The following is a 26,313-nucleotide window of genomic DNA, read 5'->3' as shown; positions in this document are numbered from 1 at the left end:
GTGACGAATGATGCCTATTCTTGTCGCAAAAATGACGCAGTTCCTTTGAAATTGAGATAAAAGTATGATTTGAAAAGTCAGAAAATGATGAAAAAAGACCTATTGAATTTTGCGGTATCACGCACACATTTTGTGCATACTTTTCGGTGAAAAAATACTCAATTACATTTACACTGTTAGTAACAGATCAAATACTTATGACCCAATCACCATACACAAATACATTGATCTTCCAAAAAAGGAGAGTGGAATCGATGGAAAAGTATGAAATCGAAGAACTTAAACAATTATTATGGAAACTTGAAAACGAAATTAGAGAAACAACGGCTTCTCTTCATAACATTAACAAAAGCATTGATCAATACGACAAATATGAATATGTGAAAATTTCTTAAAGACTTGATAATCATCAAGTCTTTTTTTTATCCAAATACATACAAAAAAAGGATATATTATTATATAATTGTTAAATAGTGATGTCAGTGGACATTTGCTCATGTCTTTTTAGTAAAATAAAAGGCGGAAGGGTGAGGTACAAGACCGAGTATGCTAAACTATCTAGAGAATACAAAAATCAAGCAGAATATGTCTGATTTTATTCAACATGCAGTCAGGCAGAAGGATTTACAACAACTGCTTCTAGAATTTACGGATATAAAGAATGAATTTCCCTTTGGGCAATTGGCTTACAAGCATTATGAGGCATTTGGCGGACAAGACAAGCAAGCGATTACACAATTGGCAGCAGGGATTGAACTTCTCACTTTATCAGCCGATATATTAGATGATATTGAAGATCAGGATAAAGATTCGTATCCTTGGATGAAGTGTCAGAGCGGAATTGCAATTAATGCGGCAAATGTTCTTTTTACATTGAGTTTTGAAGCCTTTTCAAAACTTGAGCATGCAACGGAACTTTTACACAGTGTATATTCTTATGCCATTCAATCAATGCAAGGACAACATGTTGATATGACACTGGAGCCGGAGAATGAGCAGGATTGTTTAAATATCATGAAGTCAAAAGCAGGATCACTATTTGTGTTACCCTGTGTGTTAGGGGTTATTTTGGCAACAGGTTCTTTTGAAAAGAATGTAGAAGAATATGCGTATTATCTTGGAATGGCGGAACAGCTTGAAAATGACTATTTAGGTCTTTTTAATAAAGAGAATATTGATTTTAAAAGAATGCAAACATTACCGCTTGTCTATTTAAAAAATGAATTTAACCCATCCAGTTCAGGCTTGCTCAGTTATTATCAATCAGAGAATAAGAGCATCGGTTCTGAAGAATTCAAGGATAAATTAAAAGAATCTGGTGTTCAACAATATGTATTTATTATGAGAAACCTCCTCAGAAATAAGTTTAAAGAATCATTCAAGAAGCTACATTTAGAGGCTTCTAAAAAGGAAAAGCTGTTACTATTTTTAATTGGAGATGGAGAAGATGAACATTCAGAAACTGGTTAGTTATCTAGTGGGAAACCCCTCGGCGTTAAAGCAAGTTACTAATGGAAATGCATCGTTACTTCACGTTGATCAAGTGACTGCGAGTATTATTGTTGAGGGATTCCAAAAAGAAGACGCCATTAGATCAATCATATGGAAAACTGCTGGATGAGTAGATAAATATTATGAGAAAGTTTTACTCTAAGTTAACAGTTATATTAGTTATTCTTAGCTTCATCTATGTGATTTACATCTCTTATATCAACGTGTTTAATATTTTTGTGGGAGCAGCTGTTAAAGTAAATAGTCACGGTCAACTTGAAGTAGTGGATGTCGATAATTTTACAGACAGCTATCTTGCTGGTGTTAGAAAAGGCGATATCATACTTGAAGTGAACGGTAATGAAAAACCAGTTGAAGAAGTTAGAAGAGGTTTTTTAGCTAATGTTAAAAGTTTAGTCGTTGATAGACACGGTGATAAAATTTCTTTAGAAAATGTAAGGTTATTAAGTCAAGAGAATCTTTTTATTTATCTAATCCCAGTCATTCTTTACTCAATCAGTCTATTTTGTATATTTATGATTTTAAAATTTAATAAAGCTAACAAAAAAACGTCCGCATATATTTTAGCTTTATTTCTTTTGGCAGTTTCTATAGGCTATGTAAGCTCTGGTGGTTCTGGAAAAGGAGAGGCTATTAGTCGCGTTCTCGTAATCGCTACAATGAATAGTGTACCTCCACTATATATGCACTTTATGTATCAATATTTAAAAGAATTAGGAACAAAGATTATTCGTCGGCGAGTTCTTTTTAGTTTGTATCTAGTTCCAGTTACTAACATCTTATTAGATTTATTCTATAAAAATAAAGAAGAGCCAATTAATCTATTAGCATATGTCAATTTACTTTCATTTTTTATTCTGTGTTTCATTTCAATTATTATCACTATAATAGCGGCTAAGAAATTAAAAGACAATGCAGTCAGCAATGTTCTTCGAGCATTTGCACTCATTTTAATCTCATCGTTCAGTCCATTTATGCTGTTTTTTATCATTCCTTATTTTTTTGGTATATATTTTATTTCACCCTATGTTGTTGCATCATTCGTTCTATTAATTCCTTTTTTCTTAGTCTATCAATTTATGTCAAATAAGTTGTATAATGTTGATTTTTTCATGGGAAGGATTAAATACTATGGTCTTTTAGCGATAACACCAACGATACTAGTCGTTATTATTTTTGATTTTATACAAAAGCCAACTGCAAATTTTTATACAGTGAAATTTACGATTATCACGTATATTCTTATGCTAACTGTCTTCTATTTCAAAGAAATCATTGATTTCCGCTTCCGGTTGAAGCGTTTTTCAGAGAAGCATAATTACCAGGACAGCGTGTTTAAATTTACGCAGCTTATTCGTGAGGCGTCATCACTTCATCAAGTGCTGTATCATTTGAAATACACCATTTTAGAAGTGCTTGTTGTTAATAAAGCCTTTGTGCTTGAAGTGAAGCCAGATGGGCAGATTGAAGAGATTGATGAATCTTCAGGTGATAGCAATCTATGGAAAGAGTATGTGGATCAATTTCAGGATATTTTAGGGGAAGTCGGGAAAATCATTGAGCTTGATAAAGGGTTTATGATGAAAATTGGCGAGCGGGGCGGTCACTCGTTTATGATTTGCTGTTTATCCAATTTACAGACACCGAAATTGACGCGTGATGAGATTTCTTGGCTGAAAACATTGGCTTTTTACACAAGTGTCAGTTTAGAAAATGTCGTCAAGATCGAAGAATTGATGGAGCATCTTGAAGATTTGAAGCAGCGTGAAGCGAACCCTGCTTGGCTGAAAAAAGTCATGTTTGCGATGGAAGAAAAGCAGCGCTCCGATTTAGCGAGGGATCTTCATGATTCCGTGCTGCAGGATTTGATATCGCTGAAAAGACAGTCAGAGATGTTTTTAACGAATTTCCAAAACGATCAATGCCCAACGTCTATTGAACAATCGCTTATCTCATGGAATGAACAAATGTCTAAGGTGATTCAAACCACGAGAGAAACATGTCATGAACTTCGGCCGCAGCTGCTGTACGATTTAGGTTTAGTCAAGGCGATGTCGAAGCTGACTTCTCAAATCCAGGAGGAAGCACCGTTTCATATCCGGCTGAATACGACTCGCTTTGATAAGGAGCTGGACATTGATATTGACTCCCAGCTCAATATTTACCGGATTGTTCAGGAGCTGTTATCCAATGCCTTGAAACATTCTCAAGCCAGCCAAGTGCTTGTGATGCTGATTTGTATTAAAGATCAGGTTGTTCTTCACTACGAGGATGATGGAGTCGGTTTTGATGCAAGCCATCTTGATCAGCACACCATGAGCATGGGCCTCTCGGGAATCAGAGAACGAGTCAAGGCGTTAAATGGGAAGTTTCACATTCACACAGCCCCAGAAAAAGGGCTGAAGGTGAAAATTGAAATGGAATTGTAACGATTTATTAAGGAATAAGACTTGGCATCTGCCAAGTCTTTTATATAAAATGGAAGTGAGTGATTTAAAGGGAGGAAGACATGAAGAAGATATTGGTCATTGATGATCATCCGGCTGTCATGGAAGGGACAAAAAGCATATTAGAATCAGATCAGCAGCTATCAGTCGATTGTTTAAGTCCTGATGCAGAAGCCGCCTTTTTAAAGACGCATGACTTTTCCATCTATGATGTGATTTTGATGGATTTAAATCTCGGGGATATCAATGGAATGGACATTGCGAAACAAATTCTAGAAACCAACCAACAAGTGAAAATTATCATTTATACAGGGTATGAAGTAGATGATTATTTTGAAGAGGCCATTCGGGCTGGATTGCACGGTGCAATTAGTAAAACAGAGACAAAAGACAAAATTATTGAATACATACACCGCACATTGCAAGGAGAAGTTGTCATTCAGCTATCCTATTTAAAGAAATTAATTTCACAGCAGCAAGAAAAGCCAGAACAGGCGCAGCAGACCGATCACGAGCTGTTAACAGAGCGAGAGTGTTTGATCCTCAGAGAAGTGGAAAAAGGATACACGAACCAAGAGATTGCCGATGTGCTTCATTTGAGCAAACGCTCGATTGAATACAGCTTGACGTCCATCTTTAATAAGCTGAATGTTGGCTCTCGAACCGAAGCGGTGTTAATTGCAAAATCTGAAAGTGTGCTGTAAACGTGTGAAGGGAGAGAACCCTGATGGAAGTGAGTGGATCAAATACACTGCTTGAGGCACTGGGGATTGAGATTGTAGAGTGTAATGAGTCACGATGCGTAGCGACAATGCCAGTCGATCACAGAACAAAACAGCCATTTGGACTGCTGCACGGAGGAGCATCTGCTGCTCTAGCAGAAACAGTGGCAAGCATGGGGGCTGCGGCTCATTTAGACTTAACTCAGCAAGTTTGCTCAGGGATTGAAATCAATGCCAATCATTTAAAATCTGTACGTGATGGAGTAGTGACAGCGACGGCTGTTCCTGTACATGTAGGGCGCCGTACAATGGTATTTCAAATTGATATTAAAGATGATCGAGATCGGCACATCTGTACGTCAAGATGCACACTTGCTATCATTGATCGCATATAAAAAAGCTCCCGGTGCAGCGGAAGCTTTTTTTAGGTTGGATTGATCCATAAAATGGTTTTTTTATAGAAATAAAAGAAGGACCTCACATGTGAGGCCCTTCTTTCGGTTTATAAGTACGAGTCTTCTTTTCGTTTAATCACGAAGTTACGAAAACCACCATAATCATCTTGTACACTTCGTTTGTCCATCTTGACTCCAGTATTGTAGGCGGCTCTTCCGATCAAGTGTGCGCCGACCGGAGCTGTTAAAAAGATAAAGACAATCCCAAGTAGAATCTTCGCAGAAATAATGCCTGCAAGAAACCATTCGTGAAAGAATACCCCAACTAATATGAGGACAACACCAAGTGTCGATGCTTTTGATGCAGCATGCATACGTGTATAAACATCCGGCAGGCGAAGGACGCCAATGGCTGAAATAAGACAAAGGATGGCGCCAAGCAGGATGAAGAAAATGACAATAGCTTTAGCGATGACGATCATTTTCAATCACTTCCCCTTTCTCAAGGAATTTGGAAAAAGCGACAGTGCCGATAAAGGCAAGGATACCGAGCAGTAAAATAATTTCAAAGAACGTTGTCGTTTTCAGCAAAATGGAAACGATGGCTGTCATCCCAATTAAATTGATTCCTATCGCATCAAGCGCACTTACACGATCAGGAATAGAGGGACCTTTGATAACTCGTATAACAAAAAGAAGGGTGGACAGTGCAAGAATGCCAAGTGAAATTTGTAATATGATCTCCATTACTTACCACTCACCTCCTGAATCGCTTTTTCAAATGAAACCCGGATATCGTGAATGGCTTTTTCCGCATCTTCAATATCCATCGCATGAATGTATAAAATCGAACGATCATCAGAAATATCAATGACTAGTGTACCTGGTGTCAAAGTAATCATGTTAGAAAGTATGGTAATTTCCCAATCCATTTTCAAGTCCGTACGAAAGGCGAAAATACCGGGCTTAATTGTGAGCTTTGGAGATAATACGGTCTTTAGTACACTTAAATTGGCAAGAAGCAGCTCCCGAATAAAAATCAAAACGAGCTTGAAAATGGCATAAAGTGCAAAGCCATAAAAACGTTGCGGGAAGAAACGGCGCAGCATAAAAATGGCAACCATCCCAAGTATAAACCCTGATACAAAGCCTGAGGCCGTGTATGTATCATTCATAAACATCCATGTAAAGGCGAGGAGAGCGTTTAATAATATTTGAAAGGCCATGTTCATCTACTCCTTCAGCACAGCTTGAATATATTTTTCTGGTGTTGAGAGCATTTCCGCTGCTTGATTGATGTAAGGAGCAATGAACTCTGTTCCTAATCCAATCGCAAGCGATAAGACGACAAGCAGTACGCCAGGGTACACCATTCCTTTAATTGACGGTTTTCTTCTTGGCAGATCCTGTTCCTCGCCCCAAAATGCGAGCATAAAAATCCTCATGACACTATAAAGGACAAGAAGGCTGGATAGTAAGACAAGGATAGAAAAAGTCATAAGCCCAGCTGAAAAGCCGCCTTCCACAATTTTCAGTTTTCCTACAAACCCGCTAAGCGGCGGAATTCCTGCAAGGGATAATGCTGATATGAAAAACATCCAGCCAAGAAGTGGCTGTGATTGAATCAGCCCGCCCATCTTTTTCAGATTGTTTGTGCCAGCGTACACAAAGAGTGCACCTGCCAGCATAAATAAAGCCCCTTTGATGACCATATCGTGAATGAGATAATAAATGGCCCCTTGGAGTGATGCAGGAGTATTGGCTGCAATTCCAAATAAAATGACCCCGACCGCTGTCACAATGTTATAAATCACGATCTTTTGCACATCGGAATAGGCAATTGAGCCAATCACACCAAATATCACCGTCAGTGCGGCCAGCCACGCCATAAATGTATGAGTGAACCCTGTATCGTGTATAAAAATTAACGTAAAGACTCTGGCAATCGCATACAAGCCAACCTTTGTCAGCAAAGCGCCAAATAGAGCGGAAATCGCTGCAGGCGGTGCATGATACGACCCTGGAAGCCAGAAATAAAGCGGGAAGATCCCAGCTTTTAAGCCAAATACAATCATGAACAGAATGGAAATGACAGTGATTAATCCTGTTTGCCCTGATTCAGCGATCTTCACACTTAAATCAGCCATATTCAATGTACCAGTGACGGCATATAAACAAGCGACACCGACGATAAATAAAGCCGATGAGATGATGTTAAACACAATGTATTTGAGTGATTCACGAAGCTGCGGTTTTGATCCACCCAGCACAATGAGCATGTATGACGCCATCAGCAGCAATTCAAAGAATACAAACAGGTTGAAGATATCTCCTGTTAAAAAGGCACCGCTCACGCCAGCTAACAAGAACTGTACGCCAGAATAATAGAACAGCCGCTCTCTTTCCTTTCCAATTGTTTGAAAGGAAAAAAGCACTGTGACAAGCCCAACAATGGAAGCGGTCAGTACGAGCAGTGCAGCAAACTGATCGGCCACAAGCGCAATGCCAAATGGTGCTTTCCAGCCGCCCAAATAAAGTGTTTGAATCCCATTTGTGAAAATCGTTTGGACCAAAAATAGATTGCACGCGATCGCTGTAAGAGACGCAAAAACGCTAAAACCTCTAGACAGCATGATATTTTTATTCATAAAAATCAGCAATGTAGCGGATAGAACTGGTATCAAAATAGGTAATATAACGAGATTATTCATGCTGATCATTTCCTCTCATTTGATCCATGTCATCTGTTCGCAGCTCTTGGAAGGCTCGGAAGGCCATGACGAGTAGAAATGATGTCACACCAAACGAAATGACAATAGCCGTTAAAATTAATGCTTGTGGCAATGGATCTACATAGGAGGTAATCCCCTCAGTTAAAATGGGAGGAGCTCCTTTTTTTAAGCCGCCCATTGTTAATAGAAGTAAATGGACGCCGTGGCTCAAAACAGCAGTACCGACGATGACCCGCAAAAGGCTTTTTGAAAGCAGTAAATAGGTCGCCGTCATAAAGATAATTCCGACGAGAATAGACATTAGAAATTCCATTATTCCTTCTCTCCAATCGTTTGAATAATGGTCATGGTGACACCGACAACAACCAAATACACACCGATATCAAACAGGACGGCTGTTGCCAGCTCTGTTTTCCCTAAAATCGGTAATTGAAAATAACCAAAGGTATGGGATAGGAAAGGTGCGCCGAACAGGAAAGATCCCATACCAGTCAATAGCGCAATGAGCAGCCCCACACCTGCAACATAGATAAAGTTGAACGGCAGAATGCGTCTTACTGTCTTCAGATCGTAGGCTAAGAGCAGAAGGACGACAGCGCTGGCACTCATTAATCCGCCAATAAATCCTCCGCCTGGATTGTTATGTCCCGCAAGAAATAGGTGAAGGGAGAAGAGCAGGATGATAAATGCAGTGATTTTGGTTGTGACTTGTAAAAGCATATCATTCGTATCAATTTTTCTCATCGGCGCACTCCTCTCTTCCGTTTTCCTTGTGTCTTTAATAATCCATAGATACCAAGTGCCGCAATCGCCAGCACGGTAATTTCAAACAGTGTATCAAAGCCCCTGAAATCAACAAGGATGACATTGACAATGTTGTCTCCGCCTGCAAGCTTGTAGCTGTTTTCAATAAAGTAAGACGCAATCGTATCAAGTGACTGATTGCTTGTTGAAGCGAAAGCAAGGCATGTCACAATGACACCAACACCTACTGAAATAATGAGATTGGTCATTTTAAATTTCCTTGTTTTTTGCTTCATGCTCAGCTTTGGCAAGTGATAGAAGCAAAGTAAAAACAGTGCCACAGAAATTGTTTCAATAATTAACTGGGTGAGGGCAAGGTCAGGTGCCCTGAAAATAACAAAAAATAGTGACAGCGTATACCCCATGACACCTAGCCCGATAATGGCTGTTAAGCGAGAACGAGCAAACACAGTCGTGAGGGTTGCTGCTATCATCACTAATGACAGAATGACCTCGTACGTGCCGATTGGAGCAGCATGCTCCATATTAAATGAGAAGGCATTCTGATAAAACATGACACTCCCAAGCACGATAATCATGAACCCAAACACATAGACAAGGTAATCACGAAGGAAACCAGTCATATAGCTGCTTGTTAGACGATAGGAGCCTTTTTCTAAGCCTATGAGTGAACGGTCATATAAGGAGTTAAATGACCATTTTTTCTTGAATATATTATATATCGGACGCCATTTTGACAACGTCAAATATCCGATAATTCCTAAAGCGACAACACCTATTGTCATATATACCTCTGGCAGGAAGCCGTGCCATGCCTCAATTTTGACAACAAACCGTTTTCCTGGATCAATCGCATCTGGAATAATGGCTGCAATTGCAGGTTCAATGACAGAATAAGCTAGAATATTTGGGAAGAAGAAAAAGGTGACCACAAGTGCAGCAAGGATAATTGGCGGGATGAGCATACCAATCGGTGCTTCATGCGGCTTTTTCTCTAATTGATCTAACTGAAGATTGCCTCTAAATGTTTTAAAGAGAAGCATCATACTGTAAATGAACGTAAAGACACTAGCGAGCCAAGCAATTGCTGGAAAAATAGTGCCCCATGTCGAAATATCTGTAAAGCTGATTTCAGAAATGCGTATCATACTTGTGAAAAACAGCTCTTTACTTAAGAAACCATTAAATGGTGGAAGACCAGCCATTGAAAATGTACCGATTAACGTAATCGTAAAGGTAATCGGCATAATGGTCATTAAACCGCCTAACTTCCGAATGTCCCGAGTGCCGGTTTCGTGATCAATGATACCAGCCGCCATAAAGAGACTGCCTTTAAACGTGGCATGATTAATTAAATGGAAAATCGCAGCGAGAACGGCCGCGCCGAAATAGGCAGGATTGTTTTCATGAATCGCAGCTGCTCCTACACCCAGCATAAGCATAATCATCCCGAGCTGACTAACGGTAGAAAAGGCAAGAATGGCTTTTAAATCGTTTTGACGAACGGCGTGGAATGATCCCCAAAATAATGTCACAAGTCCAACGATGGATATGGTCCAAAACCACACCTCTGAAATAGCAAAGATTGGACTGAAGCGGGCAACAAGATAAATACCAGCTTTCACCATCGTAGCAGAATGCAGATAACTGCTCACAGGGGTAGGTGCTTCCATTGCATCAGGCAGCCAGATATAAAATGGGAACTGCGCTGATTTCGTAAAGGCACCAAGTAAGATCAGAATCATGGCAGGGATAAAGTAAGGTGATGCCATAATGAGCTGAAGCTGATTGACTGCTTCACGAATACTGAATGAATCAGTTATCAGGTAGATGAGGATGAAGCCACCAAGCATAGCTAATCCGCCAAAAACAGTAATAAGCAGTGATTTGGTTGCTCCATATCTAGAGCGTTCCCGCTTATACCAATACCCAATTAAGAGGAAGGAAGAAATACTCGTTAGCTCCCAAAACAAGTAAAGAACCACCATGTTGTCAGATAGAACGACACCGAGCATAGCGGTCATAAACATTAACAAATACGTATAAAAAGAGCCGAGTTGTTCTTTTTCCTTCGATAAGTAGAAAATACTGTACAAGACGACAAGTGCGCCAATACCTGTAATCAATAGCGCAAATAACAAACTAAGACCGTCTACATACACAGTGAAATTCATTCCTAGAGAAGGAATCCATTCGACCTGTGAAAATAACGTTCGTCCATTTGATGTCATCGTAATCATCTGGACAAAATAGCTAAATAATAGAATAGGCAAGATAAGAACAAACCACCCTGTATGTATACGCTTTACGTATTTAAAAAGAAAAGGCACAACAAACGCAAGCAAAAAAGGCGATAGGATGGCGAAGTGAATAAGCTGCAAGAAAATAAACCTCCTTCAATCAATATAAATTCACGTTCTAAAGAACTGGTAAATAAAATTATAGCGTAAATACAGACATAGTGCATTGGTTTGAACTGATTTACAGTAAACTGTATTTGTTTTGAGTTCTTTTGACCACAAAAAATATTTTATCAAAAATGAAACTCATTGTATATTGTTTTGTATTTCGTACATGCTTTTCTTAAAGGAGCTGATTACATGAAACTAAAAGCGGGCATCAGCTTAAGCATATTCTGCACGATTTTAGGAGGAGCATTCTTCATAGAACGAAATGATCAAAAAAGGTGGCAGGCGGAAAGTGAATGGCCGTTGTTTTCAGAACATCTTCTCTATATGACCTATCAAGAGGCAAGACAATATCCATTCCAGCCAAGAGAATATATACGCGTGGTCTCTGCCGAAGAATAAAACCCTTATAGGAGAAAAGAAATATAAAAAAAGCATGTGCCCGTAATAGAGCCCATGCTTTTTATTGTTTGATTAAGTAAACATTCTAAGTAAGATTGTTGCGCAGATCACAGTTGCTGCTCCGCCAAGACGTGTAGATACTTGTGCGAAAGGCATCAGACCCATTCTTCCAGAAGCTGAAAGGATCGCAACGTCACCAGTACCGCCAAGTCCGCTGTGACAGCCTGTCACAATCGCAGATTCTACTGGGTACATGTTCATCAATTTCCCAACGAAGTAACCTGAACCAACCATTCCAAGAACGACAGCGATACATACACAAACAAATGGAATAGAAATCACTGTTGCTACATCATCAAGTGGAATGTATAGAATTCCGAGACCGACCATAAGCGGCCATGTAAAGCTTCTTGATACAAACTTGTAGAACTGCTGTGAGCCATCTTGCAGATGCTGAGGCATCACGTTTAAGTATTTGATTAAAGCGGCAAGTACAATCATTAAGATTGGACCTGGAATATGAACAAAGCTTTCTAACAAACCACCAAAAATGAACGTTGTACAAGCAACGAGTACACCAGCACCCATTAACCCGAAATCAACTTTTGGATCCATATCAGGCTGTTCAAAAATTTCATTTGCCTCTTTTGATTTTACAAGACGGCCATTCCCGTTTAGTTCAGGACGTTTTTCACCAAGCTTCTTCATTGCGCCAGCACAGATAATGGCAATGACGTTCCCAATGACGGCAGCAGGAATTAATTGAGAAATTAATGACTCTGCTGATACACCAAGAATTTGTGAATAAGCAATAGATAATGGCAAAATTCCTTCACCAACACCACCGGCAATAATCGGAACAATAATAAAGAAGAACGAATGATGCGGTGTGTAACCAACTAAAAGACCAACAAGAATTCCAGCAGTCACAGCTGCAATTGTACCTGCAACAAGAGGAACAAACATACGAATAAGGCCTTGTACTAAAACAGTTCGCTGCATCCCAAGAATACTACCTACTACAAGAGCAGAAATATAGAAGTAAAGGAAGTTCGACGTTTTCATAAGAGACGTAACCGCTTCCAACGAGTTCGGATTCAGAACATGAAAAAAGACCAAGAACGATGGTACGAATAAAGAAAGAATCGCCGGTCCACCAATATCTTTTAAGATCGGAATACGTTGTCCTATATCTCCAAGGAAAATCCCCAAAATCATAATAACAGCGAAACCACCAAGCATATTTGCTGGAATTTTATTAAAATAAGCGGCAGTTAAAATAATCGCTGCAAGTACTAAATACACAGGTAAGTCAATAACACCAATTTTCCAAGACATGATCTTACGGAAAACGCTTTTATTATTGTCAGAATCGTCTGTAATCGATTTCAATTGTTGTGTATTAGCCACATAAACACCCCCAAATGCTATTTGTCTCAATTGTAGAAGATTCTGTGACACTCATCTATTTATTAAACTAAATTAAGTGTAATAAAAGTAAAATAAACAGGAGTTTTTATGTTTTTATCATACAAAAATCCCCTGAAGGTAGTTTATCCTTCAGGGGATTGATCATACATCGTATTTATCGTTTTCCTTTTAAATAAGGGGTCCCAAGTGCTTTCGGTGCATCTGCCCGGCCGATGAAGCCAGTGAGTGCTAGGATGGTAAGCACATATGGTGCAATGAGCATATACACGTTCGGTATATCTTGGAATAGCGGCAGGAGAGAGCCAATGATGCTTAAACTTTGAGCAAATCCAAAGAATAAAGCAGCGCCCATTGCGCCGAATGGGTGCCATTTACCGAAGACAAGCGCAGCTAGTGCGATGAAGCCTTGTCCAGTAATGGTAGCATGTGAGAAATCAAGTGCGATGGTCGACGCATAAACAGCTCCGCCAAGACCACCAAACAGTCCACTAATAAAGACGCCGATATAGCGCATCCGGTACACTTTGATTCCCATTGTATCAGCAGCCATTGGATGTTCTCCGACTGCACGAAGACGAAGACCAAACGGCATTTTAAATAAAACAAACCAAGCAACAACCGCAAGCGCTAATGCGAGTATGGATGTATAATAAACATCTTTAAAGAATATATCGCCAATTATCGGAATGTCACTTAAAAGGGGAATATCACCTTTATAGAAAGGCTCTGTAATTTTATCTGTTTGTGCTTTCCCGTAAATGAGTTTCACGACAAACAGCGTAGCGCCAAGTGCCAGCATGTTAATGGCAACACCACTGACCGTTTGATCTGCCCGGAATGTAATGGTTGCAACTGCATGAATCAAAGAGAACAATCCGCCGATTGCCATTCCGACGAGGAGCCCAAGCCACGGGGTCAACGCCCCAAACGTATCAGCATAAAATAAGTTAAAGATAATACTAGAAAATGCTCCGACGACCATCAAACCTTCAAGACCGATATTCACAACACCTGATCTTTCTGAAAAGACGCCTCCAAGAGCGGTTAAAATAAGTGGTGCAGCATAGACAAGTGTAGCTGGGACGATGATTTCAAGAATTTGCAGAAATCCCACTTATTTTCCCCCCTTTTTTTTCATTTGGTTCATCACAAGACGGATAATATAGCTTGAGGCGACGAAAAGAATAATGATCGCAATGACAATATCAACGACCTCAGTCGGTACGCCAGATTCAAGCGGCATATTTAAAGCACCGACCTTCAATCCACCAAGCAGCAGCGCAGCAAGAACAACACCAACAGCAGTATTTCCACCTAATAAAGCGACGGCGATTCCATCAAAACCTACACCGGTAAACGAGCCTTTAATTGAGGCATATTCAAATGTGCCAAGACCTTCCATTGCGCCTGCAAGACCTGCAAAAGCACCTGAAATCAGCATCGCATAAATGATATTGCGACGAACGTTCATACCAGCATAATGGGATGCCTGCTGGTTCATTCCAACAGCCCGCAATTCAAAGCCTTTAGAGGTTTTTTGAATAATGACCCACATCACGACCGCAGCTATAATGGCAACAAAAATACCATTGTGCATCCGGGAGAAATCGGTAATTTGTTCAAAAAATCCAGAGCGAAGCGAGGCAGTGGCATCGATTTTTTCTGTTTTATCTTTATTATTTGTTAAGACATTTGAGATCAAATAGTTTGTAACATGAAGGGCAATGTAGTTCATCATGATCGTGACAATCACTTCATGAACATAAAAACGAGCCTTTAAAAACCCAGGAATAAAGCCCCATAATGCACCAGCAGCAGCTGCGGTGATGAGTGCAAGCGGCAGATGGATATACATAGGTGCATGGACAGTTGTACCGATCCATACAGCAGCTACCCAGCCAATCAGCATTTGACCTTCTACACCGATATTAAAGAGACCTGTTCGAAATGCAAAAGCAACAGCAAGTCCTGATAAAATGTAAGGCGTGACTTGTCTGATGGTTTCTCCCATATAATAGGTTTCACCGAAGACGCCATTCCAAAGGGCGCCATAGCCTTCGATGACACTATAACCGCTTGCCAGCATAATAATGGCCCCAACAAAAAGACCAAGTACAATGGCTATAAGCGGAATTAGCAGATTTGTTAAGCGATTAGACATTTGCTTCGTTCCCCACTTCCTGTTGCGTACTTCCAGCCATTAATAGACCAAGCTCTTGCTCTGTTGTTTCTTTTGGATCAACGATGGCGATAATGCTGCCTTCGAAAATAACAGCGATCTTATCACTGACATTGATAATTTCATCAAGCTCAAAGGAGATGAGCAGGACGGCTTTCCCTGAGTCCCTTTGCTCAATCAGACGCTTATGAACAAATTCAATTGCACCAACATCAAGTCCTCGTGTCGGCTGAGCGGCAATTAATAAATCAGGATTGCGGTCAACTTCTCGGCCAATAATGGCTTTTTGCTGGTTCCCGCCTGACAGGGCGCGTGCCTCTGTATATTCACTCGGTGTTCTTACGTCATACTCCGCAATGATTCGTTTTGCTTTTTGGTAAATATTTTTCATATTCATCAAGCCAAATTTTGAGTATGGGCGCTGATAATACGTTTGTAAGGAAATATTTTCTCCAATTGAAAAATCAAGCACAAGTCCGTGTTTATGACGGTCTTGAGGAATATGTCCAATTCCAGATTCGGTCACCTTCCGAGGCGGAAGGTTTTGAATGGCTTTCCCGTTTAGCTTGATCGTGCCAGACTCTGATTTTTTTAGACCAGTAATGGCTTCAATTAATTCAGATTGACCATTGCCATCTACTCCAGCAATTCCGACAATTTCGCCAGCCTTCACTGAGAGGTTGAGATGTTTGACTGCCTCAATTCCTCGCGCGTCTTTTACCGTAAGGTCTTGAATTTGAAGCACTTCCTCAGCAGGGGAGGCGTCTTTTTTGTCTGTTTTAAATGAAACTTCACGACCGACCATGAGGCTCGCAAGTTCATCTTTATTTGTGCTTTCCACATCAAGTGTACGAATGCCTTGGCCTTTTCGGATAATGGTCACACGGTGACAGGCATCCATAATTTCTTTCAGCTTATGGGTAATTAAAATAATGGATTTGCCTTCATTGATTAAGTTTTTCATAATTTGTATGAGTTCTTTGATTTCTTGAGGTGTTAAGACGGCTGTTGGTTCGTCGAAGATCAAAATGTCAGCGCCGCGGTAAAGTGTTTTTAAGATTTCTGCACGCTGCTGCATGCCGACAGAGATGTCAGATACTTTTGCGGCAGGGTCTATTTTTAAACCATAGCGGTCAGAAAGCTCTTGTACTTGCTGTATGGCTTGTTCTTTGTCGATCTTTCCAAACTTCTTAGGCTCTTTTCCTAAGATGATGTTTTCAGCGACGGTGAATGTATCGACAAGCATAAAGTGTTGATGCACCATACCGATGCCTAAATCACTAGCATCATTTGGACTAGAGATGGTCACAGGTTTTCCGTGTACCTTGATTTCACCTTTTTCAGGCTGATACAGTCCGAAAAGCACGTTCATAAGCGTTGATTTTCCAGCGCCGTTTTCACCAAGCAGCGCATGAATTTCGCCCTTTTTTAGCTGCAGCGTAATGTTGTCGTTTGCTACAATGCCAGGGAACTCTTTGCGTATATTCAACATTTCAATGACATAATCCACAGGTTTAACCGCTCCTTTTTTAGGGTGCTGATAAAGATAAAAACTAGCAAAAGAAAAGCTGCAAAGCGAGGCTGCAGCTTTTCTTTTACCACCTTTTACGAATAAAGAGGAGGTAAAGGAGAGGCAAGGGGATAAGGCGCGCTTATCCCGATGCTCAAATTAAGCTTTAAAATCTTTTAGTTCATCACGTGTTGCAGGGATTTTGACTTCACCCTTGATGATTTTTTGTTTCCATTCTTCTACTTTCTTCAATACATCTTTATCAAGGTTGTCCTGAGATGGAGAAATGTCAACAGCGCCTTCTTTCAGACCGTAAGTGATCACTTCGCCGCCAGGGAATTTACCTTCTTTTGCTTTCGTTGTTAAGTCTTGTACCGCTGTGTCTACTTTCTTAATCATAGAAGTAAGAGTGACACTTTGTTTTGTTCCAGGTACTTTTCCTTCGTCATACTGGTCTTTATCTACACCAATAACCCAAACTTTACGGTTAGGATCAGCTTTTTTCAGGTTTTTCGCTTCTGTGAAGACACCAGTTCCAGTACCGCCAGCTGCGTGATAAATGATGTCGACGCCAGATTTGTACATGCTTTCAGCTGTTGCTTTACCGATGTCTGCTTTATCGAATGCACCAGCATATTTCACTTCCACTTTTGCTTTCGGGTTAGCTGCTTCAACGCCTGCACGGAATCCAACTTCGAATTTTCTGATTAATTCAGAGTCAACGCCGCCAACAAAACCGATTTTGTTCGATTTTGTAGAAAGAGCAGCCGCAACACCTACAAGGAATGATCCTTCATTTTCGTTAAACATAATGCTGGCTACGTTGTCTTTTTTCACAACTGCATCAACAATACCAAAGTGATTATTTTTACGTTGATCTGCGATTTCACTAATAGAATCTTGCATTAAGAAACCAATTCCATAAATCAGGTCGAATTTCTCACGAGCAAGTGTGTTTAAGTTCGTTGTATAGTCAGCGTCTGATTTAGATTGTAAGTAATCAAAGCCGTTTTTACCTTTTTTTAAATTGTTGTCTTTCCCAAAAGCTTGTAAACCTTCCCAAGCTGATTGGTTAAATGATTTGTCATCGACACCACCGACATCAGTTACCATTGCAACAGTGAATTGATCTTTATCTTTTTTGCTTTCACCGCTGTTTGAGCCAGAGTTGCCGCATGCTCCAAGGATGGTTCCTGCTGCTACGACTAAGGACAATGCTAGTCCAATTTTGCGCTTCTTCAAAACATAACCCCCTATAAAATTTAAAAGTTTCAGAAAAGTCTCGCGAAAAAAGACCGTTCTACCTCTTCTTACCCTTCTGAATAGGGTATTTTATCCTGCTTTCTCCTGAAACTTGTGGAGGGCAGGAGAGAAGATGTAAGACATCAGACTTATATCTCGTTGAACTAATCAATCATAATTTATCATTTCCAATCGAATAAATAAATAGAAATTTGTTTTATTTTAAAAAAAATGTTAAAAGGCTAAATTCGATGTCTTTTTATCTGCTGAAATATGATATAATGCCGCTTTTGTGATGTGCTCTACTACAGTGGAACCGCTGATATCAAGGGGTTTGTGACATCGTGTGCCATAAAAAAACATCTGGCCTCTGTAAAAGGTCAGATGTGTCAAATTATAGATATTGCTGAATCAAATTCATATTTGTTGTACTGAGTTTATATTGGAAAACAGGACGTCCAATTGTCCCGTATGCCATTTCGACATCAACTACTTCGATGTCCTCAAGGAATTTCAAGTATTTTCTAATGGAGACTTGAGAGATTTCTGTATGATTTGCTAGGTCTTCGGTCGTGAAAGCTTGATGACCGAATGATTGAATACTTGTCCAGATGAGTTTGAGTGTGCTTTTGGTCAGGCCTTTTGGCAGAAGGACTTTTTCTGTCTCTGCTTTTTTATGAAAGAGCTTCGCATCTAAATCATTTTGCGAGATGCTGTTCATCGTTTGGTACAAGGCGTGTTTACGTTTATACTCTGAGAGCGCTGATTGGAAACGTTCAAACTCAAATGGCTTGATTAAATAATCAACGGCCCCGTTTCGCATCGTTTGCTGGATCACGTCGACTTCATTGGCAGCTGAAATGACAATGACATCAACAGAATGATTTTGTTTGCGTATTTCTGATAATAGGACCAGTCCATTTTGTCCAGGCATATAAATATCGAGCAGTACAAGGTGAATGGCTTCTGTTTTTAAGATGTCCAGTGCCTGCTGAAAAGAGGTGGCAATCCCTATTAATTCAAAACCGTCTATTTGGGTCAGGTAGCGTTTGTTCAGCTCCCCAACCATTGGGTCGTCTTCTACTATTAACACATTAATCATGTGAATCCTCCTTTTGTTTATACGGAATGCGGAGACTAAAGGTCGTTCCTTCTCCTTTTTCACTCGTGACAATCAGGTGTCCGTTCAATTTTTTGATGCTTTGGTCAACAAAGTAGAGACCGAATCCTCTGTCTTCTCCTTTAGTTGAAAAGCCTTGATCAAACATGATGTCTTGTTCGTCTTTTGTGAGACCAACACCTGTGTCCGTAATCTCAATATGAAGCTGCTCCTGGACGTATCGGAATGAGATTGAGATGTTTTTCGTCTCAGTATGAGAAACAGCATCGAGTGCGTTATTTAACAGGTTGCCAATCACGGTAATGAGATCATGCGTCACTGCTGGGTCCTCTGAATTTGGGACTTGTGTGCTGCATATGACTTCTAAGGTCGCGCCTTGTTCCCTGATGTAGCTTTGTTTTCCTAGTAAAAATCCTGCTAAAACAGAGTTTTTCACATGGTTGATGATTTCATTTGTTTCCGTTTGCTGATAGATCGCAATATCTTTGATATAGGTGCCAAGGTCATCGTAGTTTTTGAGCTGAACCAGTCCTAAAATGACATGAAGCTTGTTCATAAATTCATGTGACTGGGCACGGAGGGCATTTGCATACATTTTGACTCCGCTCAGCTGCTCAGCCAAGTGTTTGACTTCTGTTTTGTCACGGAAGGTGGCGATTGCCCCAACAATCTCGCCTTTAACCGTAATCGGGACCTCGTTAAAGACGAGCTCCAGTCCGTTCATTCTCACGTCGCGGTCAAGCAGCGGCTTGCGTGTTTCAATGACTTGCTTTAAGCCGCTTGAAGGGAGGAGCACCTGAACATCTTGTTCTCTAGGATCAACCATAATGCCCATATTATGAAAGAGCCGTTTGGCTTCAGCGTTGGCCAGCTTGATTTTACCGTGCTGATCGACCGCAAGAATCCCTTCTTTTGTTGATTCTAGCATGGCGCTTCGTTCTTTTAATAATGTAGCGATCTCATCTGGCTCTAGTCCAAACATAATTTTCTTCACTTTTCGTGCCACAATGAGTGCTCCGATGATACCAGAAAGAAGGCTGAGCGATATGACGAAGTAGAGCGGAAGTAAGCTTTGATGAATAATCAAGTCAATTTCCTTTAACGTAATCCCTACTGCCACAGCCCCGAGCTGCTTTCCATCTTGATCATAAACAGGAACAAAAGCACGCATGGATCTGCCAAGTGTTCCAGAAGCCGTACTAATATGTTCTTTACCCTGTAATGCTGGTTTTTCATCACCGCCAGCAAACCGCTTCCCGATCTTCTGCGGATTTGGATGGGTTTTTCGAATACCGTTCATATCCATCACGACAACGAATTCGGTTTTGGTGATTCGCTGAACACTTGTTGTATATTGACGAAGTACTGAATATGATCGATTTTCTTCTAATGATTTCGCTGTGATCGGAGCCTCTGCGACCATTTTGGCAGTGGAGAGGGCGATGTCACGTTCCTGTTGATGAATGTTCTTAGCTGTTTCCGACCAGATCGTAAAGAATGTGATACAAAGGGAGATCAGGACAACGATACAAACAAAAATCGTCAGCCGTGTTTGCAGTCTTAATGTTTTTTTCACGAGTATACCCCTAACGCACGATTTTTTCGTAATAGTAATACTTTAACGGGAAAATGTAAGTTTGTGAAGGAATGTACGTGCAAAATCACAAATTTGATTTTGCTGCCAGTTTACTTTGAAAGCATCTTGTCAATCCGTTTTAAGTGAGCCATAATAAATGTGAGCTTATGAGAAAGGATCTATTTATGAAAAATACATATTTGACTGGATATTTTCCGCTGATTTCGATTTTACTATTCAGCTCTGCTTTTTCGATTTTCACAGTAGGGATCACGACTGATTTCTTGACTCAAACAGGTATTTTAAAAGGAATGCTGGAATTTTTCTCGGAACAGGGCATCAGGCTTGCTCTTTTTGCTGCTTTTGCACTTGTTTATTTTATGATTTTATCTGCCTTGAAACTGATTGCAGATACGGTGTTAGAGCTGGCACTACTCTTTTTCGCGAAAGATCCTGAAGGGGAGAACTTAAAGAAAATTCGGATTGCATCCGTTGTTTATTTATTTGCCAGCTTGCTTGCATTTCTGTTGACGCATCAGCTGATTCTGCTTGTCGGACTGTTTGTTTTAGCAAGTCTTGTCTATTTTATCTGGGTTGTGGTTCGCATTTATCAATCGCTTTCCATGCTGAATTTAATTGGATTTATGATGTTTATTCTTCTGTTTTGGGCCACGTTTTTAATCGGCATTTTGTACTTATTTATTAAGCTTTATAACAGTGTTATGGCGAGTCTGCCTTCTTAAACAGACAAAGAAAGCATCCTCCACCATCGGAGGATGCTCAGCGTGTAGACAAACCCTCGCATTCGGTGTCAGGGCTGCGTTCCGGTGCTCACGAATGTTCAATTCGCTCCGCTCCGGTACTCGTCCTTCCTAGACTGCAAAGGTTTTCAGGTCACGCTGAAAAGAAGACAAAGGGCTAAAATAAAAATCATTTTAGCCCTTTGTCAACAATGTGAGCATCCTCCACCATCGGAGGATGCTTTTTTATGAAAGAAACCGTTTTTGAATATCGGGTGTAGGCATCATACAAGATGTTTTTTGACCGAACCATTTGTAGCGATTTTTCGCCATCCGCTCATAAAACCAATCACGGATAGGGCGGGGAATGGCAATGAGTAAATAACTCCATTTGTAGATCCCTTTTAAATGCCGCGTGGCTTTTAAGATGCCTGTCGACTTCGTATAAAGGGTGCCTTTTTCAATATAAATGAATGAATTGAACTCATCTAAAGGCAAACCGTTTTCTTTTAAAATGCGCTGCCCTGTATCTGATTGTAATGAAGCAAACATCATTCGCTCATCTGGATCACGCTTAATCACAAACTGAACAGCGCCGCTGCACACGTTGCAGACACCGTCAAATAAAATTAAATGGGGTGGATGTGTTGAATGCATTGCAATCAAACCTCCTGTTTATCTGGCGTATTGCATCGTATTTTTCCAAATACGTAAGTGCGGGCTGGAGCTGTAAATTGATTCAACCGTTCCTCTATCTCTTCCAACCCATACACCCATTGTATATTGATCTGTCAGTCCAACAAACCAAATGTCTTTGTAGTCATTGGATGTCCCTGTTTTACCACCAATGTAAGGGGAACTGAAATTCGCTTTTTTCCCTGTTCCGCTTTTTACAACGGAGGCAAGCAGTTTACGCATGGTGTCATTTGTCCGCTGAGAATACACTTGCTTCGGTGACTCTTTCCACTTGTAAAGGGTCTTACCGTTTAAGTCTGTTACCTTTGTGATCGAATGACTTTGCGTGTAAGCTCCTTGATTACCAAAGACGGTATACGCATCTGTTATTTCTAGCGGTGAGAAGCCCTTCGTAAATCCGCCAAGTGCAGAAGGAAGGCGATAATCATCCGCTACGATATGCTCGAATGAGAATTTCTCTAAATAGCTGAAGCCTTTTTTGACACCGACTGTATCCAGCATTCGGATCGCAGGGGTATTGTAAGAGTTCTTAAAGGCTGTTTCAAGTGTGACAGTTCCATACGTTTTATGATTATAGTTCTGCGGACAGTATCCGCTGCTGCAAAACTTGCCGGCACTGATTTTGCTTGAAGCTGTTGCACCGGTTTGGTCGATGTAAGGACCATAGTCTAAAAGCGGCTTAATTGCAGAACCAGGCTGTCTTTGCGCTTGATAGGCGTAGTTGAAATCAAACTTCTTATAGTTTTTTCCGCCAGCAAGTGCAACAATTTGATGCGTTTCATGATTAATGACCGCTGATCCGCCTTCTACACCTTGGTAAGGGAGTTGCGCATTGAGCTGATAGACGGCTCGTTGCTGTAAGGAAGGATCAAGTGCCGTATAAATTTTGACACCATCCTGAAGCAGGGCACTAACTTTTTCAGATAATTCTTTTTGAATGGCTTTTTTTGCTCCATCTGTTTTGGCTTTCTTCAATCGTTTTGTGAAGCCTTCCTGATCTGACACAAGATCGGTAAATTCCTCATTGGTATATGTCACATAGTCAGGATAAAGGTTTTTCTTTTCACTTAAGGACAGGCTGATTTTTTCTTTGACGGCTTTTTTGTATTGCTTTTTGGTAATGACGCCGTCTTTCTTTAAAATACCAAGCAGTCGTTCTTGGCGTTTCTTCGTGTGCTTGAATTGTTTCAATGGGTCATACAGTGTTGGGTTGTTTGGAATCGCAGAGATAAATGCCATCTGTGCAAGCGTTAAAGAACTAAGCGGCTTATCAAAATAGTAATTAGCCGCAGAACCGACACCGTAAACACCATTACTGAAATAAATCGTATTTAAATAGCTTTCGAGAATTTCATCTTTCGAGAATTTCCGCTCTAATTCATAGGAATAGAGAAGCTCTGTAAACTTTCGGGTGAACGAACGTTCATGGCTTAAATATAAGTTGCGGGATAACTGCTGTGTGATCGTACTCGCTCCTTGGCTGATGCCATGGTTTTTGACATTTGAGGCAAGGGCACGAACAACCCCCATAAAGTCAATGCCTTTATGGTCATAAAAGTTCCGGTCCTCTGAGCGGAGGAACAGCTCCTTCACAGAATCAGGAATTTTATCATACGTCACGAACACTCGGTTTTCATCGTTTGATACGATCTCAGAGATGAGAGAACCATCCCGATCATACATATAACTGTTTTGGGAAAAATCTATCTTTTCCAGCTTGATTTTTTGATCAAGCACTTCGTTAACAGGCTTGACACTTGCAGCTTCTTCCTTTGATAGATAAAAAGTAAGAACAAATAATGGAATGAGGGCAGCAAGTAATAACCAACCAATGATTGCACGAAACATGAGGTCACTCACTTTCTTCAATTTTCTAGCCATATCGTACCATTCTTTTGCGAATACGAGAAGGTTATTTTTAGAAAAGAATGGGCTTGAAGACTAGTGAATAAGGCTTCTACACATGAAAAAAGAGTACCTGATGCTGGATCAGACACTCCTTTCTTTTGTCTTCCCATGCGAGCGGACCGCCCATAAAAATAACGCGCCAAACAGAAAAATTCCGGCGGTGACATAAAAGACAGCTGGAATCCCATAATGACTCGCCACAATGCCGCCAATCACCGGACCGACGACATTCCCAAGAAAGCGGAAGCTGACATTGTATCCGAGCACTTCCCCTTGCATAGAGGCAGGTGCTTTGATCCGAATATACGCTGTCGTACACGGAATAATCCCGCCAAGTGCCATTCCGTATAGAAAACGGAAAAGTACTAACATCACATAGGAATCCGCCATCGCTTGCGGGATGAATAAAATAGAGGAGAGGATGAGAAGGGCAAGCAGCACCTTGTCGTGACCAATTCGATCTCCGAGATCTCCCCATTTTCGTGTAAAGAGCAAATTGCCAAGTCCAGTTGCAGAGAACGCAAGACCCGCATAAAATGCGAGATTAACAGGACCGTGTAAATCATGAATGTATAAAGCCAAAAGTGGCTGAATGCTAAAGTTCCCTACTTGTGTAATAAACGTTAAAAGCATCGTGACCACAAGCAAAGGCTGTTTGAAAATATGAACGAGTACATCCTTCCGTGAGTAAGAAACGCGCTTTGCTTCTTTTGAACGGATGGGCTGTTCTTTCACTCCGAAAATAATCACAATAGCTGACACATAAATGACAGTAGCTGTGAGGAAAAACGTATAAATAAATCCGACGCTGTCTGCCATGAATCCGCCCATTAATGGACCAAACAACCCCCCGGCAACATTACTCATCTGCATCGTTCCAAGGGTTTTACCTGCAGTTGCCTTTTCCGTCTGTGCAGAGATCAGTGCCATCGAAGTCGAGATAAAGCCTGTGACAAGCCCCATGAAGAGCCGCAGTGCGAATAGCTGATAAACGGTTTGCACAAGCCCCATTAATAGAATACTTGTTGCAATCCCAATTCCGTTAATGAGCAAAATCTTTTTATAACCATGACGGTCACCAATCCGTCCCCAAATCGGAGAAATCAGAAAGGCCGTTAAAAACGTGACCCCAAAGACATAGCCGCTCCACCTTTGGACAAATTCATTTGAATAGCTGCTATCAAGAGATTCTATGTAAAGTGATAAAAAAGGGACGATCATTGTAATGCTGGCAGATACAAAAAAGTTCACAAACCACATGATGTACAAGTTTTTCTTCCTGTTTGTGATAGAGACCACCTTCTTTATTTATTTCGTGTTCCTTAATAATTATAAAGGAAAATAAACGATCTTTCATCTGATGATAGGTTGGGCATAGTGAATCTGCATTATTTTCAAGAAAATGAAGTGATTTCAAGGTCCGTCTTAATATAATGATATCAGGATGAAAAACTGACGAGAAAGTGAGGTGAGACTGGTGGAACAGAAGGCGGTGCTTGTGGTCGATTTTGAATTTACGATGCCTGATGGAAAGTATCATCCACAAAATTTTTTTCCTGAAATTATTGAAGCTGGGGTAGTGAAAGCGGCAAGTGAAACGATTATAGACACGTTCTCTAGCTACGTCAAACCGAAAAAGTTTCCGAAGCTGACGAAACGCTGTAAATCGTTCCTCGGCATTACGCAGCAGGATGTAGAGAGCGGAATTTCCTTTGAGGCGTTTATCGAGAAGCTCGTGTCGCTTGATGAGGGAGAGGATTGTGAGATTATTACATGGGGCAATATGGACATGAAGGTGCTGAAGCAAAACTGTATGCTCAATCACATCGCCTTTCCTTTTAAGGGAAAGCTGAGGGACCTCGCCTTTGAGTATAAAACCTTTTTTGGTGATCGTACACTGACAGGGCTTCGCAAAGCGGCAAAGGAATACGGCAGTGAAGAAGCTGGTAAGCATCATAAAGCACTTGATGATGCCATGACGACTTATCAGCTGTTAACCCTTTTTGAAAAAGACAGAGCCTATGTGGAAAATCCGCAAACAACCAAAATTGGTGAGCTGATCGATTTCTCACACTTTTTTGATTCGGCTGATTAGCGGGCGTCTTCTGGAAAATAATCTTTTTCGAGAGAAGATAGGCATGCTCTTGATTTTTCAGCCCATTTGGAATCATCCGCATGGAGCGTTTGTTTTAATTTATCTACAGCTTCTTTTAGTGATACTTGATAATCTGGTATACCGCCATCATAAGGCTTCACCATATGATGAGGGATATTCGTCTGTTCACGATAGGCCAAAGCCCGTCTCTCTTGGAAAAAAGGCACGTCTGCTTCTTTTGGGTGATGCAGGTCGCCTTGAGTGGGATGTGTCAGAACGGCTTTTACTTGAACGAGATAGGTCGATGGTTTCACTGCTGTCACTTCCCCAACGTAAACACCTGTTTTGTAAAATCCTTTCACAACTTGTCCAATTTGAATGTCTGTCATGTGAAATTCCTCCATTTCCTTCTCGCAGGAAGGTATTTCATTTC

General features: G+C 40.7%; 27 protein-coding genes. 9 read left to right on the top strand and 18 right to left on the bottom strand.

From position 1 onward, the window contains the following. The first annotated feature begins 254 nt into the window (after positions 1-254). The 6 genes from degQ to C6344_RS10280 all read left to right on the top strand — a co-directional run bounded on the left by degQ (position 255) and on the right by C6344_RS10280 (position 5,076). Positions 255-395, top strand: a complete 141-nt coding sequence (degQ, locus tag C6344_RS10305) for a degradation enzyme regulation protein DegQ (protein WP_003213123.1) — start codon at positions 255-257, stop codon at positions 393-395. Positions 396-546: 151 nt separating this feature from the next. After that, on the top strand, positions 547-1,470 hold the full coding sequence (locus C6344_RS10300) for a polyprenyl synthetase family protein (protein ID WP_106071456.1): 924 nt from the start codon (positions 547-549) through the stop codon (positions 1,468-1,470). Beyond that, positions 1,439-1,621: a competence pheromone ComX gene (gene comX, locus C6344_RS10295; RefSeq protein ID WP_317615021.1), complete on the top strand. Its 183-nt coding sequence runs from the start codon at positions 1,439-1,441 to the stop codon at positions 1,619-1,621. Before C6344_RS10300 ends, comX begins: the two co-directional genes overlap by 32 nt. A gap of 13 nt (positions 1,622-1,634) precedes the next feature. Continuing rightward, the gene (locus C6344_RS10290; protein WP_106071458.1) at positions 1,635-3,941 is read left to right on the top strand and encodes an ATP-binding protein; all 2,307 of its coding nucleotides are present in this window, start codon (positions 1,635-1,637) and stop codon (positions 3,939-3,941) included. 80 nt (positions 3,942-4,021) lie between these two features. Further along, the gene (gene comA / locus C6344_RS10285) at positions 4,022-4,663 is read left to right on the top strand and encodes a two-component system response regulator ComA (RefSeq protein WP_058013793.1); all 642 of its coding nucleotides are present in this window, start codon (positions 4,022-4,024) and stop codon (positions 4,661-4,663) included. A 23-nt stretch (positions 4,664-4,686) separates the two neighbouring features. Next, the gene (locus tag C6344_RS10280; RefSeq protein WP_106071459.1) at positions 4,687-5,076 is read left to right on the top strand and encodes a hotdog fold thioesterase; all 390 of its coding nucleotides are present in this window, start codon (positions 4,687-4,689) and stop codon (positions 5,074-5,076) included. Between the two features lie 107 nt (positions 5,077-5,183). Here C6344_RS10280 and mnhG read toward each other — a convergent pair whose 3' ends face one another. Genes mnhG through C6344_RS10245 form a run of 7 tightly spaced genes read right to left on the bottom strand, consistent with a single transcriptional unit; the run spans position 5,184 to position 10,954 of the window. Then, positions 5,184-5,558 carry a monovalent cation/H(+) antiporter subunit G gene (mnhG, locus tag C6344_RS10275; RefSeq protein ID WP_003213369.1) on the bottom strand — a complete coding sequence of 125 codons (375 nt, stop codon included), beginning with the start codon at positions 5,556-5,558 and terminating at the stop codon, positions 5,184-5,186. Further along, positions 5,542-5,823, bottom strand: a complete 282-nt coding sequence (locus tag C6344_RS10270) for a Na(+)/H(+) antiporter subunit F1 (RefSeq protein ID WP_012011105.1) — start codon at positions 5,821-5,823, stop codon at positions 5,542-5,544. The genes mnhG and C6344_RS10270 overlap by 17 nt, the downstream gene beginning before the upstream one ends. Further along, positions 5,823-6,302, bottom strand: coding sequence for a Na+/H+ antiporter subunit E (locus C6344_RS10265; protein ID WP_066030467.1), 480 nt, complete (start codon positions 6,300-6,302; stop codon positions 5,823-5,825). The genes C6344_RS10270 and C6344_RS10265 overlap by 1 nt, the downstream gene beginning before the upstream one ends. A gap of 6 nt (positions 6,303-6,308) precedes the next feature. Further along, complete coding sequence (locus tag C6344_RS10260; protein WP_066030468.1) at positions 6,309-7,787, bottom strand: Na+/H+ antiporter subunit D; 1,479 nt, start codon at positions 7,785-7,787, stop codon at positions 6,309-6,311. Further along, complete coding sequence (locus C6344_RS10255) at positions 7,780-8,121, bottom strand: Na(+)/H(+) antiporter subunit C (protein WP_066030469.1); 342 nt, start codon at positions 8,119-8,121, stop codon at positions 7,780-7,782. The genes C6344_RS10260 and C6344_RS10255 overlap by 8 nt, the downstream gene beginning before the upstream one ends. Then, positions 8,121-8,552, bottom strand: coding sequence for a Na(+)/H(+) antiporter subunit B (locus C6344_RS10250; RefSeq protein WP_106043633.1), 432 nt, complete (start codon positions 8,550-8,552; stop codon positions 8,121-8,123). Before C6344_RS10250 ends, C6344_RS10255 begins: the two co-directional genes overlap by 1 nt. Next, positions 8,549-10,954 carry a Na+/H+ antiporter subunit A gene (locus tag C6344_RS10245; protein ID WP_106072924.1) on the bottom strand — a complete coding sequence of 802 codons (2,406 nt, stop codon included), beginning with the start codon at positions 10,952-10,954 and terminating at the stop codon, positions 8,549-8,551. Before C6344_RS10245 ends, C6344_RS10250 begins: the two co-directional genes overlap by 4 nt. A gap of 219 nt (positions 10,955-11,173) precedes the next feature. On the opposite strand from C6344_RS10245, the gene C6344_RS10240 reads away from it, so the two are divergent. Further along, the gene (locus tag C6344_RS10240) at positions 11,174-11,383 is read left to right on the top strand and encodes a hypothetical protein (RefSeq protein ID WP_012011099.1); all 210 of its coding nucleotides are present in this window, start codon (positions 11,174-11,176) and stop codon (positions 11,381-11,383) included. A gap of 72 nt (positions 11,384-11,455) precedes the next feature. Here C6344_RS10240 and C6344_RS10235 read toward each other — a convergent pair whose 3' ends face one another. The 7 genes from C6344_RS10235 to malK form a co-directional block, all read right to left on the bottom strand. Further along, the gene (locus C6344_RS10235; protein ID WP_003213451.1) at positions 11,456-12,793 is read right to left on the bottom strand and encodes a 2-hydroxycarboxylate transporter family protein; all 1,338 of its coding nucleotides are present in this window, start codon (positions 12,791-12,793) and stop codon (positions 11,456-11,458) included. A 175-nt stretch (positions 12,794-12,968) separates the two neighbouring features. Continuing rightward, the gene (locus C6344_RS10230) at positions 12,969-13,928 is read right to left on the bottom strand and encodes an ABC transporter permease (RefSeq protein WP_060597207.1); all 960 of its coding nucleotides are present in this window, start codon (positions 13,926-13,928) and stop codon (positions 12,969-12,971) included. Beyond that, positions 13,929-14,975 carry an ABC transporter permease gene (locus tag C6344_RS10225; protein WP_003212654.1) on the bottom strand — a complete coding sequence of 349 codons (1,047 nt, stop codon included), beginning with the start codon at positions 14,973-14,975 and terminating at the stop codon, positions 13,929-13,931. Then, positions 14,968-16,503 (bottom strand): ABC transporter ATP-binding protein, encoded by a 1,536-nt coding sequence (locus C6344_RS10220; RefSeq protein ID WP_060597206.1) that lies wholly within the window; start codon positions 16,501-16,503, stop codon positions 14,968-14,970. Before C6344_RS10220 ends, C6344_RS10225 begins: the two co-directional genes overlap by 8 nt. Positions 16,504-16,662: 159 nt before the next feature. Next, on the bottom strand, positions 16,663-17,745 hold the full coding sequence (locus C6344_RS10215) for a BMP family lipoprotein (protein ID WP_034659810.1): 1,083 nt from the start codon (positions 17,743-17,745) through the stop codon (positions 16,663-16,665). A gap of 394 nt (positions 17,746-18,139) precedes the next feature. Beyond that, a complete protein-coding gene (locus C6344_RS10210; RefSeq protein WP_066030473.1) occupies positions 18,140-18,847 on the bottom strand; it encodes a response regulator in 708 nt (235 codons plus the stop codon). Continuing rightward, on the bottom strand, positions 18,840-20,441 hold the full coding sequence (gene malK / locus C6344_RS10205) for a malate sensor histidine kinase MalK (RefSeq protein ID WP_034659806.1): 1,602 nt from the start codon (positions 20,439-20,441) through the stop codon (positions 18,840-18,842). The genes C6344_RS10210 and malK overlap by 8 nt, the downstream gene beginning before the upstream one ends. 185 nt (positions 20,442-20,626) lie before the next feature. On the opposite strand from malK, the gene C6344_RS10200 reads away from it, so the two are divergent. Further along, the gene (locus C6344_RS10200) at positions 20,627-21,184 is read left to right on the top strand and encodes a DUF5366 family protein (RefSeq protein WP_106072923.1); all 558 of its coding nucleotides are present in this window, start codon (positions 20,627-20,629) and stop codon (positions 21,182-21,184) included. Positions 21,185-21,427: 243 nt separating this feature from the next. Here the strand turns inward: C6344_RS10200 and C6344_RS10190 are convergent, their stop codons facing one another. The 3 genes from C6344_RS10190 to C6344_RS10180 form a co-directional block, all read right to left on the bottom strand. Further along, positions 21,428-21,838 (bottom strand): thiol-disulfide oxidoreductase DCC family protein, encoded by a 411-nt coding sequence (locus C6344_RS10190; protein ID WP_034659802.1) that lies wholly within the window; start codon positions 21,836-21,838, stop codon positions 21,428-21,430. Between the two features lie 18 nt (positions 21,839-21,856). Continuing rightward, a complete protein-coding gene (locus C6344_RS10185) occupies positions 21,857-23,758 on the bottom strand; it encodes a transglycosylase domain-containing protein (RefSeq protein WP_045210149.1) in 1,902 nt (633 codons plus the stop codon). Positions 23,759-23,866: 108 nt separating this feature from the next. Beyond that, complete coding sequence (locus C6344_RS10180; protein WP_249117089.1) at positions 23,867-25,045, bottom strand: MFS transporter; 1,179 nt, start codon at positions 25,043-25,045, stop codon at positions 23,867-23,869. A 217-nt stretch (positions 25,046-25,262) separates the two neighbouring features. Between C6344_RS10180 and kapD the strand changes: the two genes are divergently transcribed. Continuing rightward, positions 25,263-25,880 carry a 3'-5' exonuclease KapD gene (kapD, locus tag C6344_RS10175; protein ID WP_034659799.1) on the top strand — a complete coding sequence of 206 codons (618 nt, stop codon included), beginning with the start codon at positions 25,263-25,265 and terminating at the stop codon, positions 25,878-25,880. On the opposite strand, the gene kapB is transcribed toward kapD, so the two are convergent. After that, the gene (gene kapB, locus C6344_RS10170) at positions 25,877-26,269 is read right to left on the bottom strand and encodes a kinase-associated lipoprotein KapB (protein WP_034659797.1); all 393 of its coding nucleotides are present in this window, start codon (positions 26,267-26,269) and stop codon (positions 25,877-25,879) included. The genes kapD and kapB overlap by 4 nt on opposite strands. Positions 26,270-26,313: the final 44 nt, after the last annotated feature.

The sequence above is a fragment of the Bacillus sp. GBSW19 genome, from assembly GCF_002998655.1.
Classification (GTDB): Bacteria; Bacillota; Bacilli; order Bacillales; family Bacillaceae; genus Bacillus.
The sequence above is the reverse complement of the archived record's forward strand: the minus strand, read 5'-3'. Positions and strand labels throughout refer to the sequence as shown.

Coding starts and splice junctions, on each gene's coding strand:
- degQ (WP_003213123.1), top strand. CDS start 255: ATGGAAAAGTATGAAATCGAAGAACTTAAACAATTATTATGGAAACTT.
- C6344_RS10300 (WP_106071456.1), top strand. CDS start 547: ATGCTAAACTATCTAGAGAATACAAAAATCAAGCAGAATATGTCTGAT.
- comX (WP_317615021.1), top strand. CDS start 1,439: ATGGAGAAGATGAACATTCAGAAACTGGTTAGTTATCTAGTGGGAAAC.
- C6344_RS10290 (WP_106071458.1), top strand. CDS start 1,635: ATGAGAAAGTTTTACTCTAAGTTAACAGTTATATTAGTTATTCTTAGC.
- comA (WP_058013793.1), top strand. CDS start 4,022: ATGAAGAAGATATTGGTCATTGATGATCATCCGGCTGTCATGGAAGGG.
- C6344_RS10280 (WP_106071459.1), top strand. CDS start 4,687: ATGGAAGTGAGTGGATCAAATACACTGCTTGAGGCACTGGGGATTGAG.
- mnhG (WP_003213369.1), bottom strand. CDS start 5,558: ATGATCGTCATCGCTAAAGCTATTGTCATTTTCTTCATCCTGCTTGGC.
- C6344_RS10270 (WP_012011105.1), bottom strand. CDS start 5,823: ATGGAGATCATATTACAAATTTCACTTGGCATTCTTGCACTGTCCACC.
- C6344_RS10265 (WP_066030467.1), bottom strand. CDS start 6,302: ATGGCCTTTCAAATATTATTAAACGCTCTCCTCGCCTTTACATGGATG.
- C6344_RS10260 (WP_066030468.1), bottom strand. CDS start 7,787: ATGAATAATCTCGTTATATTACCTATTTTGATACCAGTTCTATCCGCT.
- C6344_RS10255 (WP_066030469.1), bottom strand. CDS start 8,121: ATGGAATTTCTAATGTCTATTCTCGTCGGAATTATCTTTATGACGGCG.
- C6344_RS10250 (WP_106043633.1), bottom strand. CDS start 8,552: ATGAGAAAAATTGATACGAATGATATGCTTTTACAAGTCACAACCAAA.
- C6344_RS10240 (WP_012011099.1), top strand. CDS start 11,174: ATGAAACTAAAAGCGGGCATCAGCTTAAGCATATTCTGCACGATTTTA.
- C6344_RS10225 (WP_003212654.1), bottom strand. CDS start 14,975: ATGTCTAATCGCTTAACAAATCTGCTAATTCCGCTTATAGCCATTGTA.
- C6344_RS10210 (WP_066030473.1), bottom strand. CDS start 18,847: ATGATTAATGTGTTAATAGTAGAAGACGACCCAATGGTTGGGGAGCTG.
- C6344_RS10200 (WP_106072923.1), top strand. CDS start 20,627: ATGAAAAATACATATTTGACTGGATATTTTCCGCTGATTTCGATTTTA.
- C6344_RS10190 (WP_034659802.1), bottom strand. CDS start 21,838: ATGCATTCAACACATCCACCCCATTTAATTTTATTTGACGGTGTCTGC.
- C6344_RS10185 (WP_045210149.1), bottom strand. CDS start 23,758: ATGGCTAGAAAATTGAAGAAAGTGAGTGACCTCATGTTTCGTGCAATC.
- C6344_RS10180 (WP_249117089.1), bottom strand. CDS start 25,045: ATGTGGTTTGTGAACTTTTTTGTATCTGCCAGCATTACAATGATCGTC.
- kapB (WP_034659797.1), bottom strand. CDS start 26,269: ATGACAGACATTCAAATTGGACAAGTTGTGAAAGGATTTTACAAAACA.